At 35.9% G+C, this 20,936-nt stretch carries 24 protein-coding genes; 14 read left to right on the top strand and 10 right to left on the bottom strand.

Annotated features, from left to right (window positions below):
- Window positions 1-15: 15 nt before the first annotated feature.
- Window positions 16-1,317: an aminodeoxychorismate synthase component I gene (gene pabB / locus ACJJVW_RS11985; RefSeq protein ID WP_405252116.1), complete on the bottom strand. Its 1,302-nt coding sequence runs from the start codon at window positions 1,315-1,317 to the stop codon at window positions 16-18.
- Window positions 1,318-1,445: 128 nt separating this feature from the next.
- Here pabB and ACJJVW_RS11980 point away from each other — a divergent pair, with 128 nt between their 5' ends.
- Window positions 1,446-3,056 (top strand): class I SAM-dependent methyltransferase, encoded by a 1,611-nt coding sequence (locus tag ACJJVW_RS11980; protein ID WP_405252114.1) that lies wholly within the window; start codon window positions 1,446-1,448, stop codon window positions 3,054-3,056.
- Between the two features lie 21 nt (window positions 3,057-3,077).
- On the top strand, window positions 3,078-3,299 hold the full coding sequence (locus tag ACJJVW_RS11975) for a VF530 family DNA-binding protein (protein WP_405252112.1): 222 nt from the start codon (window positions 3,078-3,080) through the stop codon (window positions 3,297-3,299).
- A 60-nt stretch (window positions 3,300-3,359) separates the two neighbouring features.
- On the opposite strand, the gene ACJJVW_RS11970 is transcribed toward ACJJVW_RS11975, so the two are convergent.
- From ACJJVW_RS11970 to ruvX, 5 genes are all read right to left on the bottom strand, one after another.
- On the bottom strand, window positions 3,360-4,814 hold the full coding sequence (locus ACJJVW_RS11970) for a carboxypeptidase-like regulatory domain-containing protein (protein ID WP_405252110.1): 1,455 nt from the start codon (window positions 4,812-4,814) through the stop codon (window positions 3,360-3,362).
- 217 nt (window positions 4,815-5,031) lie between these two features.
- Complete coding sequence (mazG, locus tag ACJJVW_RS11965; RefSeq protein WP_298325829.1) at window positions 5,032-5,805, bottom strand: nucleoside triphosphate pyrophosphohydrolase; 774 nt, start codon at window positions 5,803-5,805, stop codon at window positions 5,032-5,034.
- 165 nt (window positions 5,806-5,970) lie between these two features.
- Window positions 5,971-6,396 (bottom strand): DUF5606 domain-containing protein, encoded by a 426-nt coding sequence (locus tag ACJJVW_RS11960; protein WP_405252107.1) that lies wholly within the window; start codon window positions 6,394-6,396, stop codon window positions 5,971-5,973.
- Window positions 6,397-6,493: 97 nt separating this feature from the next.
- Window positions 6,494-7,084 (bottom strand): peptide deformylase, encoded by a 591-nt coding sequence (gene def / locus ACJJVW_RS11955; RefSeq protein WP_108878311.1) that lies wholly within the window; start codon window positions 7,082-7,084, stop codon window positions 6,494-6,496.
- Window positions 7,085-7,086: 2 nt separating this feature from the next.
- The gene (gene ruvX / locus ACJJVW_RS11950) at window positions 7,087-7,497 is read right to left on the bottom strand and encodes a Holliday junction resolvase RuvX (RefSeq protein ID WP_013749737.1); all 411 of its coding nucleotides are present in this window, start codon (window positions 7,495-7,497) and stop codon (window positions 7,087-7,089) included.
- A gap of 322 nt (window positions 7,498-7,819) precedes the next feature.
- Between ruvX and ACJJVW_RS11945 the strand changes: the two genes are divergently transcribed.
- From ACJJVW_RS11945 to ACJJVW_RS11935, 3 genes are read left to right on the top strand one after another with little or no spacing between them, the layout of a single operon-like run.
- Window positions 7,820-8,635 (top strand): 2,3,4,5-tetrahydropyridine-2,6-dicarboxylate N-succinyltransferase, encoded by an 816-nt coding sequence (locus ACJJVW_RS11945; protein ID WP_013749738.1) that lies wholly within the window; start codon window positions 7,820-7,822, stop codon window positions 8,633-8,635.
- A 1-nt stretch (window position 8,636) separates the two neighbouring features.
- Window positions 8,637-9,629: a Stealth CR1 domain-containing protein gene (locus tag ACJJVW_RS11940; protein ID WP_405252105.1), complete on the top strand. Its 993-nt coding sequence runs from the start codon at window positions 8,637-8,639 to the stop codon at window positions 9,627-9,629.
- A gap of 1 nt (window position 9,630) precedes the next feature.
- Window positions 9,631-10,704: a CDP-glycerol glycerophosphotransferase family protein gene (locus tag ACJJVW_RS11935; protein ID WP_405252103.1), complete on the top strand. Its 1,074-nt coding sequence runs from the start codon at window positions 9,631-9,633 to the stop codon at window positions 10,702-10,704.
- Window positions 10,705-10,719: 15 nt separating this feature from the next.
- Here ACJJVW_RS11935 and ACJJVW_RS11930 read toward each other — a convergent pair whose 3' ends face one another.
- The 3 genes from ACJJVW_RS11930 to rpsA all read right to left on the bottom strand — a co-directional run bounded on the left by ACJJVW_RS11930 (window position 10,720) and on the right by rpsA (window position 13,454).
- Entirely contained in the window at window positions 10,720-10,872 is a 153-nt protein-coding gene (locus ACJJVW_RS11930) for a hypothetical protein (RefSeq protein ID WP_405252101.1), read from the bottom strand.
- A gap of 45 nt (window positions 10,873-10,917) precedes the next feature.
- On the bottom strand, window positions 10,918-11,442 hold the full coding sequence (locus tag ACJJVW_RS11925) for an outer membrane beta-barrel protein (protein WP_405252099.1): 525 nt from the start codon (window positions 11,440-11,442) through the stop codon (window positions 10,918-10,920).
- Between the two features lie 179 nt (window positions 11,443-11,621).
- Window positions 11,622-13,454 (bottom strand): 30S ribosomal protein S1, encoded by a 1,833-nt coding sequence (gene rpsA / locus ACJJVW_RS11920; protein ID WP_108878307.1) that lies wholly within the window; start codon window positions 13,452-13,454, stop codon window positions 11,622-11,624.
- 514 nt (window positions 13,455-13,968) lie between these two features.
- On the opposite strand from rpsA, the gene ACJJVW_RS11915 reads away from it, so the two are divergent.
- The 6 genes from ACJJVW_RS11915 (at window position 13,969) to ACJJVW_RS11890 (ending at window position 18,203) form a co-directional block, all read left to right on the top strand.
- Window positions 13,969-14,532, top strand: coding sequence for a hypothetical protein (locus ACJJVW_RS11915; protein ID WP_405252097.1), 564 nt, complete (start codon window positions 13,969-13,971; stop codon window positions 14,530-14,532).
- A gap of 257 nt (window positions 14,533-14,789) precedes the next feature.
- A complete protein-coding gene (locus ACJJVW_RS11910; RefSeq protein WP_298325855.1) occupies window positions 14,790-15,383 on the top strand; it encodes a hypothetical protein in 594 nt (197 codons plus the stop codon).
- A 41-nt stretch (window positions 15,384-15,424) separates the two neighbouring features.
- Window positions 15,425-16,075 (top strand): peroxiredoxin-like family protein, encoded by a 651-nt coding sequence (locus tag ACJJVW_RS11905; RefSeq protein WP_405252095.1) that lies wholly within the window; start codon window positions 15,425-15,427, stop codon window positions 16,073-16,075.
- Window positions 16,076-16,121: 46 nt separating this feature from the next.
- Window positions 16,122-16,658, top strand: coding sequence for a hypothetical protein (locus tag ACJJVW_RS11900; RefSeq protein ID WP_405252094.1), 537 nt, complete (start codon window positions 16,122-16,124; stop codon window positions 16,656-16,658).
- Window positions 16,659-16,721: 63 nt separating this feature from the next.
- Window positions 16,722-17,711: a hypothetical protein gene (locus ACJJVW_RS11895; protein ID WP_405252092.1), complete on the top strand. Its 990-nt coding sequence runs from the start codon at window positions 16,722-16,724 to the stop codon at window positions 17,709-17,711.
- A gap of 264 nt (window positions 17,712-17,975) precedes the next feature.
- Entirely contained in the window at window positions 17,976-18,203 is a 228-nt protein-coding gene (locus ACJJVW_RS11890; RefSeq protein ID WP_405252090.1) for a hypothetical protein, read from the top strand.
- Between the two features lie 421 nt (window positions 18,204-18,624).
- Here the strand turns inward: ACJJVW_RS11890 and ACJJVW_RS11885 are convergent, their stop codons facing one another.
- Entirely contained in the window at window positions 18,625-18,969 is a 345-nt protein-coding gene (locus ACJJVW_RS11885) for a DUF983 domain-containing protein (RefSeq protein ID WP_405252089.1), read from the bottom strand.
- Window positions 18,970-19,061: 92 nt separating this feature from the next.
- Here ACJJVW_RS11885 and ACJJVW_RS11880 point away from each other — a divergent pair, with 92 nt between their 5' ends.
- The 3 genes from ACJJVW_RS11880 to ACJJVW_RS11870 all read left to right on the top strand — a co-directional run bounded on the left by ACJJVW_RS11880 (window position 19,062) and on the right by ACJJVW_RS11870 (window position 20,921).
- Window positions 19,062-19,934 (top strand): helix-turn-helix domain-containing protein, encoded by an 873-nt coding sequence (locus ACJJVW_RS11880; RefSeq protein ID WP_405252087.1) that lies wholly within the window; start codon window positions 19,062-19,064, stop codon window positions 19,932-19,934.
- 187 nt (window positions 19,935-20,121) lie between these two features.
- The gene (locus ACJJVW_RS11875; RefSeq protein WP_405252085.1) at window positions 20,122-20,574 is read left to right on the top strand and encodes a hypothetical protein; all 453 of its coding nucleotides are present in this window, start codon (window positions 20,122-20,124) and stop codon (window positions 20,572-20,574) included.
- Window positions 20,575-20,576: 2 nt separating this feature from the next.
- A complete protein-coding gene (locus ACJJVW_RS11870) occupies window positions 20,577-20,921 on the top strand; it encodes a hypothetical protein (protein WP_405252084.1) in 345 nt (114 codons plus the stop codon).
- Window positions 20,922-20,936 lie beyond the last annotated feature (15 nt).

The following is a 20,936-nucleotide window of genomic DNA, read 5'->3' as shown; positions in this document are numbered from 1 at the left end:
GTTTAAAGCACTAATTTACAAATCTCCTTCTAAAACTGCACGCATCGCTTTTGCTTTAAGCAAGCATTCCTCATACTCACTATCTGGGTCTGATCCCGCGGTGATTGCTCCACCTACGGAGTATGAGATATATTCATTTTCTGCATTGTATAGAATACTACGTATGACTACATTAAAATCAAAATCTCCATCTGGCGTAAAGTAACCTACAGCGCCGCTATACAAGCCACGTTTTGATTCCTCTAGTGACTCAATAATTTGCATTGCTCTCAACTTTGGAGCGCCAGTCATGCTTCCCATTGGGAACGTACTTCTAATCGCATCTACGGGAGAAATACCAATACTAAGCGTCGAGGTTACCGTAGAGATCATTTGGTGCACTTGTTTGAAAGGGTAAACTTCGCATAGCTCTTCTACAATTACAGATCCTTTTTGGGCGGTTTTTGATAGGTCATTTCTTACCAAATCTACAATCATGATATTTTCAGAACGCTCTTTTGAGTTTTGTTGTAACGCTTTCGCGAAAGCGGCATCCTCCTTTTCATCTAGCCCACGTTTTGCTGTTCCTTTTATGGGTTGTGTGACAATCTTACTCCCTATTTTCTTAATATATCGCTCCGGAGAAGCCGAAAGTAAAAACTGATCTTCAAGCTTGAGATAGGTGCCAAAAGGTGGCGAACTAATAGCATTAAGGCGTTTATATATTTCTAATGGGTTTATAGTTCCCAGCGCATAAAATTCTTGGCACAGATTTGCCTCATAAATATCACCGCGATAAATATGCTGCAACATGCTGCGCACTTTTTCCTTGTACGCATCTTTATGGATTTTAAGTTTTATGGATAATGGTTGCGCTTTAAATTCGATTTCTGCAGATTGAGTTGCCAGTATCTCCTCATAATCCTCCTCCATCTCATCATCTACCATCCCGAGATATAACATCTCAAGTGTGTTTCCTTTGAGTAAGAACAATTTTTTAGGTTGGAAAAAATGAAGATCTGCAAAGTCTAGCTTGTCGCTATTTTTTGAAGTAAGGCGCTCCGTATCATTCTTAAGATCATAGCTTAAATAACCAAAAATCCAATCCTTAATTGTACTTTGATATTCCTCCAACTGGTCAAAAGCACCTTGATAATCTGTCTTTAAACTCGTAAAAGCATCTACTGCTAAGATGGCTTCATACTCAGGATAATTTTGACGTTCATAGCTATTACTATCAAGCCAGACAACCTCTTCATATTGTTGAGACCACGATAACAACTGCTCCTTAAGCGTTGCTATATCACTAATAGAAATAATTTTTGAAGTCCGATTCATTACTGTAAAAATACATAAGAATCTGCCGCTATTAAATTGATGTTAAAAAACAATTATTAAGTAATTTGCGCATAATCCTAGCGACCTACTAGGCTTATAACAAATCTAACTACTAACACACTGATATTATGGTGTCAAAAACACTACAGACCATTTATAGAGAACGCCTTTTTAGACATCTAGACGGTATTGTGACAGCGCCATCTGCGTTTTCACTATATAAAAATGGAGTAACCGACTTTATTTTGCAAGAAAAAGAAGTGAGCCTAACTGCTTTGAGTAACGCATTTACCGTAAACGAAGGCTATTTAAATGTGGCATTGCGTGTACTTGCATCACAGGGATGGATTGAGCAAACTGTAAATAATGAGCAAAATGAAGTGGTTTATAAGGTAAACGAATTATCGCCTATTGCATTTGCACTATTTCCTCTTTATGAGGATGTCACTGCACTGCAACAGCTATCTGAGAATTATCATTTTAGAAAATTTGAGGCTGCTCCATTTAAGAAACTCCAAGATATTTTTGAGAAATACAAAGACGCTTATGGTCTCACCTTGTCTTCAAATACGGAGGAGCGCGAAGTGCAAGAGCAAATACTTGCACATATAGAAGGAAATATTCTAGGCCCTACGCTTGTGCACTTATCAATGAATGGTGCCTTTCATAAATACTTTATGCAAGCCAGCTTTAAGCCTGAGGAGTTTCACGCAGACGGAGAAAACTTTAAAAAGCTTCTTGACATACTCTCGTATTTTGAGCTTTTTAATAAAAAAGGACAGACGTATCAATTTACAGACAAAGGACTATTCTTTGCAAAAAGAGCAAGCTCTTACGGAGTGACTGTATCGTACATACCAACATTACGCAAACTTGACAATCTTATTTTTGGCGATGCACTTAGTGCAAAAAACCATGGCGATGGCGAACAAGAAGGCCATGTAGATAGAGCTATGAACGTCTGGGGAAGTGGTGGAGCACATGCCACCTATTTTAAAGTGGTAGATACCATTATCTTAGATATTTTTAATAAACCACTAGATGAACAACCTAAAGGTATTCTTGACATGGGTTGTGGTAATGGTGCATTTTTAATTCACCTTTACAACCTCATCGAGCGTCATACCCTACGAGGTAAACATCTAGATGAATACCCACTCATCCTTGTAGGTGCAGATTACAACCAAGCTGCCATAGATATTACTAAGCAAAACGTCATACAGTCTGAAATCTGGGCAAAAGTAATGTGGGGAGATATAGGTGATCCAGAAAGACTAGCGACAGATTTACAAGAAGAGTATGATATCACGCTGGGCGATTTATTAAATGTACGCTCCTTCTTAGACCACAATCGTGTGTGGAAAGCCCCTGAGAAAAAGCTTGAACATGCAAGCACTTCAACGGGAGCATTTTCATATGAAGGAAAACGACTATCTAACAATGACGTAGAGGCATCTCTTGCAGCTCATTTTAGCAAGTGGTCACCTTACGTAGGAAAGCATGGGTTATTACTTATAGAATTACACAGTATCCCACCAGCAGTAGCTGCTCGTAATATAGGGCGTACTGCGGTTACGGCTTATGATGCTACACACGGATATTCTGATCAATATATTGTAGAAGTGCCAGTCTTTCATGATACGCTATCCGCTATTGGAATGAAGAGAGATGAAACACTAAGTGCAAAATTCCCAAATACAGAAGCAGCTACGGTAACGGTAAATCTTTTTAGACAATAGTTTCTTTTATCTTTGCAGCCTATGGAAGAGAAAAAAGCACAACCTAACAATCCGCTGCACGGTATGAAGCTTGCAGATATACTTGAATTTCTAGTTGAAAAATATGGCTGGAAGGAGATGAGTTTGCAGGTAGATATTAATTGCTTTAAAAAAGATCCTTCCATAAAATCTAGCTTAAAGTTTTTAAGAAGAACTCCATGGGCAAGGGAGAAAGTAGAGTATTTATACTTACAATCTATATAAAGAAATAGCGCACTGCTTCACACAGTGCGCTATTAATCATCCACAAAAAAAACACTACTCTTAAACAGCAGTTTTCACACCTGCATACTGCTCTATCAATCGTACCATTAAATCATTAAGTTTTTCTACTTTAAAACTTTCTGTAGTGGCTTCTATATGATCATTTCCTATACCACTATCATCAGTTAAGAACACATATGTTCCATTAGTTGACACACTAAAAGACCTCATTAAAAACTCTACTTCTTTATTTGCTCCACTGGCAACTACTGGAATAATTTTTATACCCTGCTCTCTTGCTTTTGTAATTTGACTTTTAATCATGGCAACGTTTTCTTGGTTAAAATGAGGCGGAGCATCTAGCATTAAAAAGAGTATTCTTGCTTTTGCTTTCTCGTTCCATGACTGTGATAATGACACTCTAAGTGCCTCCTCTACTGCTTCTTCATAATCTCCACCACCTGCTGCGTGCTGCACCGAAAGGAAGTCTTTTACTTCATTTACATCACTACTAAAATCTATTGCACGAGTTACATAATCATCACCATGGTCTCTGTACACCGTAAGCGCCACTCTTTTCTGCTCAACACTCGCATCTATCCTGCTCATTATATTCTTGAGCTCTGACTTGAGATATGCAATCTCATCACCCATGGAACCTGTAGCATCTACTGCAAATAATATGTCGATAGCATTACTAGCTTGATTCTCATTAATTGTAAAAGAGACTTGTTTCTGATTTCTATAGATTTTCTTTCCTTCTATATTTCCACTATAATACAGTTGTACTAAATAAGTATCTGTTGGGTTATTCTTCCCTTTAAATAGCATACTCATTCCCGAAGCATCTGTCATTCCTTTCATCAATAGGTTATTATTTTTATAAAGAGCAACACCTACATTTGCTACTGGCAGTCCGCTGTTATCCGTTACTTGGATATCAGTTCTACCATCATGATTAAATCCCCACTTCTTTGCAATTTCCTTTGCTTCTCCGGAGTTGTAGATTTTTACAAACTCAGCGTATTTCTCTACATCATTTATTTCACCCGCTGTTAGTTGGCCATAAGCTGGATCATTCTCAAGAATTCCAGATGAAGGCTTTCCATCCGTAATATGTATTCCAGTAACTTTCCCTTCAAGTTTTGAAGAAACGGTAGAAACAGCATATCCTAATGCTTTCTTCTCTCTTCTTACACCCATGGCTGTAACCACTACTTCATCTAACTCACTACTGTATTCTAAAATGACATTTATAGTAGTCTGAGAATTCACAGAAACCTCTTTTGATTTAAAACCTACGTATGTGAAAACTAATGTATCTGTAGCAGCAGCTTTAATCTCGTAGTTCCCATTAAAGTCGGACACAACTCCTATCTCACTGTTTTTTATAAGAACATTAGCTCCTGGAAGAGGTCCGCCATCATCTGATACGTTTCCTGAAATTGTTATTTCTTGCGCTTGTACTCCTAGTATAAATAGGAGCAGCGTTATGAATGTGCTAAGTGTTTTCATATCCTTTGGTTTTTAATTATGAGGTGAAATTAGAGTAGACACCACCTTTTAAAAACCTAGATTGAGGGAACAGGATGTTTGAGTGAGGGAAGTAACCCTTAAGTTGAAGTTGAAGTTGAAGTTGAAGTTGAAGTTGAAGTTGAAGTTGAAGTTGAAGTTGAAGTTGAAGTTGAAGTTGAATATTAATTACTTCTCAAAATATTTCATTAGAAACCGATTACAACTTCTTAGCCTCTTCCCAGAAAGCATCCATTTCGGCAAGTGTCATGTCTGAAAGATCTTTTCCAAGTTCCTTTGCTTTGCCTTCTAAGTATTGAAAGCGTTTTATAAATTTCTTATTGGTGCGCTCTAGTGCGCTTTCTGGATCTACTTTCAAGAAGCGTGCGTAGTTAATCATTGAGAAGAGCACATCACCAAACTCAGCTTCAATCTTCTCTTGATTGTTTTCATTTACTTCGTGCTGTAGCTCCTCAAGTTCTTCTTGTACCTTTTCAAACACTTGCTGTGGTTCTTCCCAGTCAAATCCTACGCCAGCTACTTTATCTTGAATTCGGCTGGCTTTTACTAGTGCGGGTAATCCTTTTGGCACACCTTCTAGTACAGACTTCTTACCTTCTTTGAGCTTAAGTTTTTCCCAGTTGCGCTCCACCTCTTTTGCATCTGCAACATCTATATCTCCATAAATGTGAGGATGGCGAGAAACAAGTTTATCTGAAATACTGTTTGCAACATCTGCGATATCAAAGTCCTTGGTCTCGCTTCCTATTTTGGCATAGAATACAATATGTAATAAGAGATCACCAAGCTCCTTTTTAACCTCTTCTAGATCATTATCAAGAATAGCATCACCTAGCTCATAGGTTTCCTCAATAGTGAGGTGACGCAAGCTTTCCATGGTTTGCTTTTTATCCCAAGGACATCCCACGCGTAGCTCATCCATTATGGTAAGTAATCTATCAAAGGCTTTTAATTGCGTCTCTCTTGTATTCATAGTCAGTGGTGGTAATTAGAGCAATAATTTACTATTACCTTAATTTAATGTTATTTACGGTGTGGGTGCTTATCACATTTTCGCGAAAGCGTATCTATCATTAAAACTAAAAAAGCCTTTACAAATAAACTGTAAAGGCTTTTTAATATTATAAAAAGTTATGCACTATTCCTCTTCTTCGCTTGCTGCTGCGGGAGCTGCTGGCGCTTCAAAGTTGAGCATATCTTTTGCTTGTAAAATGTTGTACCACTGTACTACCTTTTTGATATCACTAGCATATACACGATCCTCATCATAATCTGGAACCACGTTAAAGAAAAACTCTTCAAGTTCATCTTTTGAGACTTTATGATTAATAGTAGGCGCTCCATTTTCCTTGTCTTTTATGGCTTGTAACACCTCTCTAAGTGGCTTCTCCGCACTTAAGGTGTAAATAGCAATTTCAGAAAGTACACTTACGTTATGACGGATACCTACGGTAATTCTCTTACCATCTACTAGAGATTCTGCCACAAAACCACTGCGTGTTTGTTGCTTTAACTCATATATTCCAGGCTTTCCAGCGATTGCAATTACTTTATCTAAACTCATATGTTATTCAAATTGGGTGGCAAAGATGCACTTTGCCATACATATTTACAAATTTTGTTTGCAAGGATTCGTTAATCTTTACAACACTTTAACGCTACTAGCGCTTTTTTGATGCCGCCGGAAAACGCATGCGATACTCTGCATTACACTTACCTTTTGAAATATTTACAAGCTTTCCTTTGATTAAACGCTTTTTAAGGCTCGATAGTTTATCTGTAAAAAGCACTCCTTCAATGTGGTCATACTCATGCTGGATTACTCTAGCAATAAGTCCGTCGTAAGTCTCTGTGTACTCTTTAAAGTTCTCATCTTGGTACCTGATAGTTACCTTAGGTTTTCTAAAAACGTCTTCGTTTATCCCTGGGATACTCAAGCAACCTTCAGAAAATGCCCACTCCTCGCCTTCTTCTTCAAGAATCTCTGCATTTACAAAGGTTTTCTTGAAGTTTGCAAGCTGTTCTTGCTCTTCTGGAGTATAGCTTTCATCTTCTGCAAACGGTGTTGTATCTACTAGAAACACACGTATAGGTAAACCTATTTGAGGTGCTGCAAGCCCTACGCCGTGAGCTTCATACATCGTATCATACATATTCTCAATGAGCTCGCTAAATTTAGGATACTCCGGAGTAATATCTTTTGCTTTTTTCTTAAGTACGGGATCTCCGTACGCCACAATTGGTATAATCATATCTACTTATTATACAGGTAATCCTGAAGGATAATCGTTGCACTTATTTGATCTACAAGTGCTTTATTTTGTCTTTTCTTTTTACCGATACCACTGTCTAACATGGTCTGGAATGCCATCTTTGAAGTAAACCTTTCATCTTGTCTAATGATGGTTAACTCTGGATGTTTTTTTTCTACGCTTTCGCGAAAGCGTACAATGTCTACCTCCACATCACTCGCCTCATTATTCATGCGCTTAGGCTCACCTATCACCATAGCCTCCACCTTCTCTTCTGAAAGATACTTCTTTAAAAAAGTGAAAATATCTTTAGTTTCAACCGTTGTAAGACCTGAAGCGATCATCTGCAACTCGTCTGTCACTGCGATACCAGTGCGCTTTGTTCCGTAATCTATTGCAATGATGCGTGCCATCTGTAAAATTTGTGCAAAAATAAGGAAAAACAAGCTATAAGGTCGTGCATCGCAATAGCTTTCATAATAGTAAGGTCTTGTAATCACAAAAAGCAGCTATTTATAGCGTAGCCTATCTTTTACCAGCTAAGTGGTGACATAGCTTCACAATGCACATTACAACCAAGGACCACTTGTTTTATATATAACAAGAAAGCCTTAACTTGTTTGAGTTTTGCCCCACTAGAAACCATCAAAAAGCATTTGAAACTTTATCTTTGAACATCCATTAACGATTACTGAGAAGAGTTAACATACCTTACTCAGCGCTTAAAAATATCAAATGACACAACTTAGAAACATCATCGAAGAGGCTTGGGAGGATCGCTCGCTCCTTACTAATCCAGTAACAATAAATGCTATACGTGAGGTAGTAGACATGCTAGACCGTGGTACGCTACGTGTTGCAGAACCTACAGAAGACGGATGGCAAGTAAATGAGTGGGTAAAAAAAGCGGTTGTACTTTATTTCCCTATCCAAAAGATGGAAACTCTGGAAGCTGGAATCTTTGAATATCATGATAAAATTCCATTAAAGAGAGACTTTGCAAATCGCGGTATTCGTGTAGTGCCTAACGCCGTTGCACGTCACGGAGCTTATATCTCTAAGGGGGTAATCTTAATGCCTAGTTATGTAAACATAGGAGCTTATGTAGATGAGGGAACTATGGTAGATACATGGGCAACCGTAGGAAGCTGTGCACAAATAGGTAAAAACGTACACCTAAGTGGTGGTGTAGGTATAGGTGGCGTTCTAGAACCACTACAAGCATCTCCAGTGATTATAGAAGATGGTGCTTTTATAGGATCTAGATGTATCGTTGTAGAAGGTGTACACGTTGAGAAAGAAGCTGTTTTAGGCGCAAACGTAGTACTTACAATGAGCACAAAAATTATTGATGTTACTGGTGATGAGCCTGTAGAAATGAAAGGACGCGTACCTGCAAGATCTGTAGTAATCCCTGGAAGTTATACTAAGAAATTTGCTGCAGGAGAGTACCAAGTTCCTTGTGCACTAATTATAGGTAAACGTAAAGAGAGCACTAACAAAAAGACATCTCTTAATGATGCCTTAAGAGAGTACGACGTAGCAGTATAATATGGCAACGGAGCAAACTAATGACATTAATATAGATGCGGTTATCACATGGGTAAATGGTGATGACTTAACATGGCAACATAAAATCAATACGTATCTAGATACTAAAATTGATTTCTCTAAAAAAGCAGAAAGTACTCGCTACAATGCTATAGGCGAAGTGCAGATTGCAATAGCATCCATCATCAAGTTTGCTCCGTTTATTAAAAACATATACCTAGTTACTGACAACCAGGTACCACAAGATTTTGTTGCCTTATCTACAAAGGCTCAAGAACAAGGGGTCAACCTAGAAATTATAGATCACACAGTGATTTTTAAAGATTATGAGGAGGCTTTACCTAGTTTCAACTCTATTTCTATAGAAATAATGCTCTACAGAATCCCAAACTTATCTGAGCATTTTGTGGTTTTTAATGATGATTTCTTCTTAATGAGGGCTACCTCTCCAGAAGATTTTTTTATCAATGGCATGCCCATACTGCGCGGCTCTTGGGAGAAGTTTAATGAAGATAGAACACTAAGAGTATACTATCAAAAGCTACTCAAGCTTATAGGAAAGGAACCAGACCCTAACAGAACAAGTTTCAAAAGGCTACAGCAACAAAGCGCTATGCTTGCTGGCACTAAAAAATATGTGAGAAGATATCACACTCCTATGAGTGTTAGAAAATCTACGCTAGTAGATTATTTTCACGAGCATGAGGACTTGCTCAAAAAAAATATATCATTTAGGTTTCGGGATAAGAGTCAGTTTTTACTTTCTTCCTTATCTGAGCATCTCGAAATTAAAAAAGGAACCTTTCACTACACAAAAGACACGCAATTAACTTATTTTCGGTCTTACAAAAAACCCTCGAGTGTAAAAAAGAAGTTGGCTCAATTTATAGATGATCCTTCTAAGATATTTGTCACATTCCAGAGTTTAGAAAAAGCAGATCCTGCTTTACTTATATATATTAAAGACTGGATATCTGCCAGACTAACATCTTAACATGGACTACAAATTTCTCATTTACATCTCATACAGCTACTCTATTCCTATAGGTAAACCATTAGAACAGGAACTACTAAGATTAGGTCACAGCGTGCGCTGGTTTGCAGATCAAGATGAGGGAAAAGAAAAACTGCTTGTTGAGCAAGGTGCACTACATACTATAGATGAAGCGGTTGCATACAGACCACATATTGTGCTCACTGCCACAGACAGTGTCGCACATTTTTTATCAGGTATTAAAGTGCAGATTTTTCATGGTTTTCCTGCCAATAAACGCAAAGGAACAGACCAGTTTAGAATACGAGGTTTCTTTGATTTATACTGTACGCAAGGACCGTCGAGCACAGTCCCTTTTAAAAAGCAGCAAAAAAAATATCCTCATTTTGAGGTAGTAGAAACAGGCTGGTCAAAGGTTGACCCACTGTTTCCTATTGAAAATAATGAGACAGAAAAGCCTACTATATTAATTGCCTCTACCTTTACAAAAGATTATAGTATTGCTCTAAAAGACGAGGTAATAGAAGAACTGGTACGTCTATCTAAGCTAGATAAGTGGAAGTTTAATATTGTACTCCACCCTAAGTTGGACGCGGCTGTACACGCAAAAATCAAAGCATTACAAAATGAGAATTTTGTGTATCATGACACCACAGATTTAATACCGCTATTTAAGAAGGCAAACATACTTTTTGCAGATACTACATCTGCGATTATAGAGTTTTTATTACAACACAAACCGGTCGTTACTTTTAGGAATAATATGCCTGGACCATATCTTGTAGATGTAACAGAAGTAAGGGACATTGAGAAAGAAATTACTCGCGCACTAACATATCCTCCTGAGTTAATCAAGCACATAGAGGAGTTTGCAGCATTTTCTCACCCATATCATGATGGACAATCTAGCCGCAGAGTTATAGATGCCACTATCGCATTTTTACACAGTGATAAATCTCACTTAAAAAAGAAGCCTTATAACTTCATAAGGAAATACAAGATGCGCAAGCGATTACAATATCACGGCCCAGTATTTCAACACGATACTATTATCGATTCTTTAGATCAAAAGTAAATCTAAACAACACACTTAAGCAGATTTAAATAGTAGTAAGCCTGTTAATAAGAGTAAGGTAAATTCGTGCGCAATAGCGTCATGAGCAGTTAGTAGTAAAGTCATAAGTTTACTTAAAAGATTTTTAATGTACGCTTTCGCGAAAGCGTAATCTAATAAAAAAAGCACCCTCAAGGGTGCTTTTCTATTTATCATTAATAAGCTTCGTTAAATTTAGAATTTAAAACCAAAACCTAAATTAAAAATTGTATTTCTGCTTTTGATATCAAGATCTCCAGTGTAATAATTATTGAGCTGATAAACAGTTCTAAAATTTCCATAGAATCGTTCTGTGAATTCATAACCTAGACCTGCTCCAAATCCAATATTAAATTTAGTAAAATCATCTCCAATTTCTTCGAGTGTATAAGTAACCTGAGGACCACCGCTCACGTAGAATTTATCTGAAGCATAATACTTTAAAAAAAGTGGTACTTGCAAAAACTTTACATCTGCATCTTCTTCAAAGACCATCGTAAAAAGAAGTTCTGGTGCAGCATAAAGTTTATCTGAAAGCTCAAAGTTTGCCTCCACACCTACGTGAAAACCGCTAGCAGAACTTTTGAAATCCTGACCATCAGAAGAAATTTTCGCACCTATTAATGTGTAACCGGCTTTTGCACTCACTGCATTTTCTTGAGCTACTAAAGCTGTCACTGATACTACAGCCATAACTGCAGTTAAAATAATTTTTTTCATAATAAATTGATTGTTATTTGATTGATAAAAAACCCACACTTTTAAAAATGGGATTGCGAATATATACAATCATTTTGTAAGAAAAAAGACTACAAAAGCCTACAGCCTTATAAAAAAGTAAAAAAAAAGCCTCTCAGTTTCCTGAGAGGCTTTTATTATAAAAAACTAGATGGTGAGAATTACTCTCCTCCTTCCATTTTCTTTTTAAGAGCTGCAAGAGCATCGTTTGCATCACCTAAAGTAGGCTTAGACTCATCAGATTGAGTTTTAGCTTTCTTAGCTTGTTGCTTAACGATTTTAGCTTCTTCTTCTTTATGGATAACCATATGTGAAGCAACTACACGCTTGAAGTCTTTGTTGAATTCAATAATTTGGAATTCTGCTTCTTCTCCTTTTCCTAATTTAGTACCGTCTTCTTTTTCAAGGTGACGAGTAGGAACAAATGCAGTAATATCCTCGTTAAAATCGATAGTAGCTCCTTTGTCTACAATCTCTGTGATTGCAGCTTTGTGAGTAGTACCCATTTTGAACTCATCCTCGTACTTATCCCAAGGATTTGCTTCGATTTGTTTGTGACCTAAAGATAATTTACGTCCATCTACGTCAAGCTCAAGAACCACTACTTCTAGTTTATCTCCTACCTCACAGAATTCTGATGGATGCTTCACTTTCTTAGTCCAAGAAAGATCTGAGATGTAAATTAATCCATCAATACCTTCTTCTAGCTCTAAGAACACACCGAAGTTTGTAAAGTTACGTACGATACCTTCGTGACGTGAACCTACAGGGTATTTTGAAGTAATATCTGTCCATGGATCTTGCGTTAATTGCTTGATACCAAGGCTCATCTTGCGATCTTCACGATCTAAAGTAAGGATTTGAGCATCTACTACGTCTCCTACTTTTACAAAGTCTTGAGCGCTACGTAAGTGCGTAGACCATGACATTTCTGATACGTGGATAAGACCTTCTACTCCTTCTTCTACTTCGATAAATGCACCGTAATCTGCGATTACAACTACTTTACCTTTTACGTTATCACCTACTTTAAGCTCTTCTCCTAAAGCCTCCCATGGATGCTTAGAAAGTTGCTTAAGACCTAACTGGATACGTGTTTTATCCTCATCAAAGTCAAGGATTACAACATTCAGTTTCTGATCAAGCTCAACGATTTCATTCGGGTGGTTGATACGTGACCAAGAAAGGTCTGTAATGTGTACCAATCCATCAACACCTCCAAGATCAACAAATACACCGTAAGAAGTAATGTTTTTAACAACACCTTCAAGTACTTGTCCTTTTTCAAGCTGCCCGATGATCTCCTTCTTCTGCTCTTCGATATCTGCTTCGATAAGCGCTTTGTGAGATACTACAACGTTTTTAAACTCGTGGTTGATTTTTACAACCTTGAATTCCATTGTTTTGTTTACATACTGATCGTAATCACGGATAGGCTTCACATCAATTTGTGATCCTGGTAAGAATGCTTCGATACCGAATACATCTACGATCATACCTCCTTTAGTACGAGCTTTTACAAATCCGTTTACGATAGTTCCCTCATCATGTGCTGCGTTAACGCGATCCCAAGCCTTGATAACACGTGCCTTACGGTGTGATAATATCAATTGACCAGTTGCATCTTCACGTACGTCAATAAGTACTTCTACTTTATCACCTACTTTAAGATCTGGATTGTAACGGAACTCATTAAGAGAAATCACTCCTTCTGACTTAGCGTTAATGTCAATGATTGCATCACGATCAGTAATTGTAATTACTGTTCCTTCTACTACATCGTCATCAAGTGTATCTACAAAGTTTTGAGCTACTAGCGCTTCAAACTCTTCAAGTTGCTTGTCATCTACAGTGTCGATTCCTTCTTCGTACTTTTCCCAGTTAAAATCTTCAAGAAATTTCTTTGGGTTCTCTTGAGCTGGAGATAGCTCAACTTTTGGTGCTACTACTGCAGCGTCTTCCTGAACTTCAGGATTTTTTGTTTCTTCAGCCATTTGCTAAAATTTGCATCCACCTAAAAACAAGCGTTTTATAGATAGATGGGTTTTGTATTTTACGTTTCTGCGAAAGCTTAATAAACCTAGAAACCGTAAAAGGGTTTGTTTTGATTTTTAAATACCTCTCTGGCAGCTTTCTAAAGGTGGCCAAAAAGGAGTGCAAAAATACATCCTTTATCTTGATTTACAAAGGGGTTGTGAGATAAAAAAGCGTCTCCATAATTATCCTACATTCCTAGAATAACTAACTTACTGTTCAAAGGCTATTAAGCCCTCTACTTACAAGAATTAAAGCCATGTGCCTAAGCTTATTGCATACAACATTATAACGTAAATTTCACATAAAAATAACAAGCCTAAAGGAAAACCGTAAAATATTATAGAATTGTAATCGTAGATTTAACCCTTCAAATTGTATTTACGTACCAGAGAGGTTATAACTAGCTTTTTTCGCTTTCGCGAAAGCGTAGGTCGTTTGATAAGATATTACAAATCAAATAAAAACATAACTATGAAACTTTTTCTAAACTTCCTTTTAGCTTCTACACTCTTACTTACCTCTTGTGATAGTGATGACGATACCACAAATACAGATAGCCTATCTACACTTACAGACTTGAATGGTGAAACTGGTCTATCATATGACGAAAGTTTAAGCAAGTGGACAGGTTTAAAAACTGACAATGGAAGATCATACATCTATCAAACAGACATTATCTCCTTTACAGGTGATGGAAGCACTACAGAAATCAAAGTGATAAATAACAGTGTGGTCTCTAGAGTATACCAATCCTTTACTATAAATGGTGAGACTGGAGAAAGAACAATTACAGACACCTATTCTGAAAACGAAGCTGCTTTAGGAACTAACCAAGAAGGAGCTGCACCGCTTACAATAGACGAGTTATACAATTCTTGCGCAAGCGAATACCTCGTAGTAGATCAAGAGAACAATGCGATATACTTACAGACTGAAGTAAATGGCTTACTTACATTATGCGGTTTTACACCTAATAATTGTGCCGATGATTGTTTTACAGGTGTTTCTATAAAAGCATTTGACTGGATTAACTAGTCATACTTTACAGTACATTATATACCTATTAGGTAGACTACTTCAAAAAATATTTTTCCTAGCGTGACTCATACATCAGCAGCTGTAATTGAAGAACAACAGTCCCCAAAACTGCTAATACTATAATGTATTTTATTTTACAAATAATATATATATTAAGGAAAACCACAAATTAGCATGAGTATCTATTTGTAGATTGGCTATCAAAAATCTATTTTATACTCTTGCTTTACGAAGTAGACTGTTATAAATAACTTATGAAAACAATAAAAATACTACTGTCTATAATTTTTATATTATTAGTGAGTACAAGCTACGGTCAAAACTATAATTTTGATAAAATTGTAAAGAGCAGTTTTTCCACACAATCATTTCCCAATCAAGAATGGACTCATTTTTTTAATTCTGAGGATGATTCATATCATATGCATATATACAAACGCAATGATTCTCTAGTCTCTAGAATTTTTGATACCAAAGAAAATGAGGAGCATTACTTTCACATTGATAAATCGAATTCTTTAAATTTTATTGAAACAAACAACTTATCAAAAAAAGTAAATGGAAATAAATTTGAATTCTCTAAAATAGAAGAGCGTAAAGGAAATAAGGAAATCACTTTTAAAATTCTCAACGACAGAGATAAAAAAATTGCTAATTACAAGTTTATGATTAAAGAAACTGATGAAGATTTTTTCTCAATATTTAAGCTATCTGCTCTTGAGAATCAATTATTCAGTAAAATCAAACCTTCCAAACACTTTATCGTTTTAGAAGCTAAAGGAAATTCAACCAAATACAAACTTAATTCCATTGAGGATATAAATTTGACAGTTAAAATTCCTGAGTAAAACTAATGCTACCACTAGACATAAAACCCCGACAAACAATAATGAAAACATTAAAAGAACAAACAGACGCCAAAATTGAAGCTGGAAGACAGGCAAAACCTGACTTTATGAAAGGCGTAGATAAAGTTATCGAGGAGGCTAAAGCTTTTCTTACTGGAAAGGATGCGCTTCAAGTAGGTGACAAAGCACCAGAGTTTGAACTTCCTAATCCTAAAAAGCAGAAGATATCTCTCACCACTTTATTGAGTCAAGGTCCTGTTGTGGTTACATTTTATCGCGGTGATTGGTGTCCTTATTGCAACTTACAACTACGAGCATTACAGTCAAAACTAGAGGAAATTCGCACGCTAGGCGCAACACTTGTTGCCATAAGTCCACAGGTGTCAGATGGATCTATGACAGAAAGTGAGATTAGCAATATGGAATTTACGGTACTATCTGATCAAGATGCAAAGGTTGCTTCTCTATATGGCGTATCCTGGGAGGTGCCAGCATTTTTAATGGACCACATGAAGGTAGATAGAGGACTAGATCTGGATAAAATCAACAATGGCAAAGGCAGCATATTACCTATCCCTGCCACTTTTGTATTGAATAAAGAAGGTATAGTTACATGGAGTTATGTAAATGTTGACTATAGAACACGCTCCGAGCCTAATGACATCATTGAAGCTCTTAAAGCAATTTCTTAAAATAGAACTAGTGATAGTGCAAACCGTTGTTCGAACTCTTTTATCAATGTTACGGAAAATCTATATAATCGCAATTATGCTTTCCTTTACTAGCTGCGATTCTAGCAAACACATACAAGACCATAAGAGTAGTGAGAACACAAGTACAGCAATAGAAAAATTGAATCGTAGTAGTTTTGTAAATGACTTTCTTTCTTTCTCTTATCCCGCATCATTCAAGACCTCTTATCAAGCACACGAGACTTTAAAAGTAAACACGCTAAAGGGTGATAGCACGACTATCGTGATTTATGAAATGGATCAAGAATTAAAACTTGAAGATTTTGCAAGAGCGTTCATTAATAACATGAATACATCTACTCAAGAGATAAATAGTCTAGATTTTCAATTAGGTAATGACACACTGCCTGCAAAGAAAGCAACCATAAACAATAGTAAAGAGGTACTAATCCTAGAGGTGAAAAACTCAGCCAAAAAAACATTGTTTGTGAGTTTTGAAAAACTCATGACAAAAGACGGAGATTTTACAGAAGAAACCAAGTCAACAATGCAATTGATCAACTCAACAATTAATTATAAATAATCCAGCAATCCTAAGAGCACATATTTATAGCCCGCCACAAACAATGATTAGTATTAGAAGAGTATGGATTGGAGCACCTTTGAGATAGACAATAAACTATTTAAATGGGGACAAACATTTAATGATGTCTTTAAAATCTTTGGGCGTGAAAACCTCAACAAGAGTACAAGTTCTTGGAAGCTTCACAAAATACCTTCAAACGGGTTTTTAGGCTTAGAAGCTGTTTCATGTGAATTCTACGGGCCTTCTTATGACAGACCTATTTCCTCCATTTCATTTGGATTAAAACCTATCAAAAAGGGATGGTTTCAACAGCACCAAGTGCCTTATATGAAGCAGCTCACATCTATACTAGGCGAACCTCATAACGTTCATAAGAATCCGCTGCCGGATGGTAAAAAGTATAACGAGGTATATAGCAGCGGCAGTGTTATTTATGCTGCACACTGGTGGTTTGGCGATATTAGGATTGGCCTCTCTGTCTATGGAGGTATTAGAAATGAGTCATTAGGAAAAACAGCGGCACTCCTCTATATAGGTTGGTATAATGAGATAGCAATGGCTAAGCCATACATCAATGAGTATTATGATAGAGAAGCTCGCATAAGCAAGCAGCTCACTCTAGTAGAAACCTTTACACTCAGCTATGGCCAATTAAAAACACTCCGTAGATCTTATGAGCTACCTAGTGATTTACTGGCAGATAAGGAAGATGAAGTTCACGCAGCACAACTCGCTTTGTATCACGCTAAGGTTTATAGAACCCCAAAGGAGCTAGCACAACAAATGGAACCCAACCAGCTACGGCTTTTATCTCTAGACACTACCCAGCAATACGCACTAGCCACTATGCACGACTTCACGGTATTTGACTATGATAGCGAGCTCGTCTTTACTAATGTACTACCAGCAAAAGGAGCCGGAGCTACAGAGATCACTGTAAATAACATAACATATAGAGACAGTCCTAATAGTGTCCCGTTATCTCAACTCAAAACCAAACTCAAAGCTTTAGGATTTACCATTAAAACCGCCGAGTTTTACGATGCTTGATGATTACAAATGGCGTTCATAATAACTTTATCAAACTAGCAGCTTACAGCATATTCTGATTAAAATGAGTTGAACTACGCTTTCGCGAAAATGTTCTTACAATCACTATTTCTAGTAGCGTTACACGCTGCGCTAGATTTACAAATAAGTGTATATTTAGACAATCAATCAAAAAACAATCAACTGCAGGCCGTCTAGCAATCGCAATACGTATCAAGGTGCGTTGCTTTCTTTATGCTGCGCCTGTGGGAAGCAATAAGAAATATGATAAACTACAAATGGACTAAAGGATTTTTCTCATCAACATCTGAATTATATTCGAGTGAGAAAAAAATAGGAGAGCTCAAAAAAGAAGCATTTAGCACCACTTTCTATGGAATGATAAACGAATCTCATTATAAATTCATGAAGAAGGGACTGTTTGACTCTGGAATGGATATTATGGATTTAAAATCCAAAAATATAATCGGTAGGATAACATTTAATTCTTAGAATGCTAAGACACAAATATTGTTGGACAATGAAAAGTTTGAATGGAAGTCAGATAGTTTTTGGAATAACAAATGGAGTATACTAGAGGACAATAAGAGATTGATGGAGTTCAAAAAATCAGGCTTAAGCGATGGATATATAAAGGCAACTACTACAAACGACTTACTTTTAATTACAGGTTTATTATCAATCAATTACTATCAAAAAGTAGCAGCTTTTATCATCATAATGACTTCTATAATAATTAATTCTTAACCTTCTATCGTCAAGATTATTTTAAAGTATCATAGATTGGTTAAATGATCTATCTACTATTATCACTTACGGGCTCTTAGGCAACCTCGATGACTATCAATAGATAGACATGCTTCATGCTCTAGCCTCTTAAGAACAATACTATCGACAATCTTTAAACACCATCTTAGTAGAATAAATATATCCAGATAGACCTTGATAATTTAAAATTGGTAGTGCTAGTCAGAAATGCTGTTATCGCAATAATGGCAAAAACTAGTAAAGGTGATAAATCAATAAAATACCAAAATACCACAAGGCTTGCTATCATTTGAGCCGCAGCGAGCGCATAGCTTACAAACATAGCACCAAAAAAGAAACCAGTTTCTCTTTCAAACTTATAATTACATTCTGGACATCTTTCATTCATTGTTGGGATTTTCACCAATAAAACGTTACCACCATTCTTAAAAATCTTTCCATTTTTACAATTCGGACACTTACAATTTAATGCTTCTATTATTTTACTCATCACAATATGTTTTATGATGCAAAATTAAGAGTGAAACTAATTAGGAACCTTATAGAATGTTCGCACATTTTTGTACTTTTAGGACATTTAAGATGAAAATACCTGTTCTTAATATTAGTCAATTTAAAGAATCTGCACCTCTCAATGATGTGTATATCAATTCTTTTTCAGACCACATACAGCGCAACAAGGATTTAATTAATAAACCACATAGTCACAACTTCTATCTATGTGTACTATTTACGGAAGGTACAGGTACCCACGAGATCGACTTTAATTCTTACAGTATAAATCCAGGAAGGGTATTTTTCTTAAAACCAGGGCAAACTCATTTTTGGAAATTTGAGACACCACCACAAGGATACATCTTTTTCCATTCTCAAGAATTTTATGATTTTAAGTTCTTAAACCACAAGCTACATTCATTTCCTTTTTTTTACTCGAATCAAAACCCTCCTTTTTTAGATATCACTCCAGAAAATCTTCAAAAATTAAACCTCAAATTTAAAGAAGCTTATACCGAATATTCAGAAAACAATCTTTTAAGAGAGTTAAAAATAGTAAACTCATTAAACGACATTTATATAGAATTAACAAGAGTATATACCGTTGATATCAATATAGAAAAACTCAGTTCGCCCGGCTATATTAATATACTTGAAGCTTTGGAGCATTTAATAAATGACCAATTTAAAAGTGAAAAACTCCCTAAATTTTACGCTGATAAATTATGTATTACTACCAAGCATTTGAACAGAGTAGTAAAACAAACAATTAATAAAACAACAAGCCAATTAATTTCTGAAAGGATCATTCTAGAGGCAAAAAGATTGATTGTACATTCTCACGAAAATTTAGCCAATATTGCCGAAACACTAGAATTCTCAGACTACGCCTATTTTTCAAAATTCTTTAAATTAAAAACAGGTATGACGCCTTTAGACTTTCGTAAAAAGTATTTTTAATGATCAATATTTTTAGTTCGCTTTCGCTAAAATATGCTCACAATAACTATTTCTAGTAGCGCTGTGTGTGGATATAGATTTATAAATAGGTGTATATTTAGATAAATTTATTAAGAAATAACAACAGACAGGAAGATGCAAAAAGTGTAATAATGACTTTATGCAATCACCTATTAATCATATATAAATGTACTCTGAACTTCCTAAAATAATCTATAAATATAGAAGTTGGAAATCTGACTTTGACAAAGAGTTAATAAAGGACAATGTTTTATTTCTAACTTCACCGAAATACTTCAATGATCCTTTTGATTGCCGAATTCCTGATAATATTTATTCATTAAATACCGATGAAAAAATTAAGGAATATGCTGAATTAAGTATTAATAAATTAATTGAATTAACAGATGAAGAATCTTTAAAAAGGAAAAACGATTATTACGACCAAATAAAAAGTGATATTGATAAATTTCACAATAAGCTTGAAAAAATCGTATTTGACAGACAAAACGAGTATTCTGGAGTAATATCTTTATCTGCAATATGGAATAATATTTTAATGTGGTCACATTATGCAGATAATCATAGAGGTTATTGCGTTGGTCTAATTGAAAAAAGATCAGAAATAATATTAAAGTAGGAATGTTTGGCCTTGTGAATTATGATAATAATGATGACCTCCCTTTTATTAATCCTCTTGAACAAAATATAGCTCAAAAATCTGCGAATAGAATTCAAAATAAGGCAAGGAACTGGAAATACGAGAAGGAGTATAGAATATCAAAATTGTTCTATCCAGACTCACCAACCGATGAGGATAGAAAGTTGCGATTTGAAAATGATTGTTATACAGAAATAACTTTAGGAATAAATATATCACAAGAGGATAAAGAAGAAATAATTGACATTGGTAAAAGAAAAAACATAACAATTTATCAAGCAAAAAAGATTCCTTTCAAATTTAAAATTAAAAGAGTTGAAATATAATTTGAGTTAAAAATC

Source organism: Dokdonia sp. Asnod3-C12, assembly GCF_045063975.1.
Classification (GTDB): domain Bacteria; phylum Bacteroidota; class Bacteroidia; order Flavobacteriales; family Flavobacteriaceae; genus Dokdonia.
The sequence above is the reverse complement of the archived record's forward strand: the minus strand, read 5'-3'. Positions and strand labels throughout refer to the sequence as shown.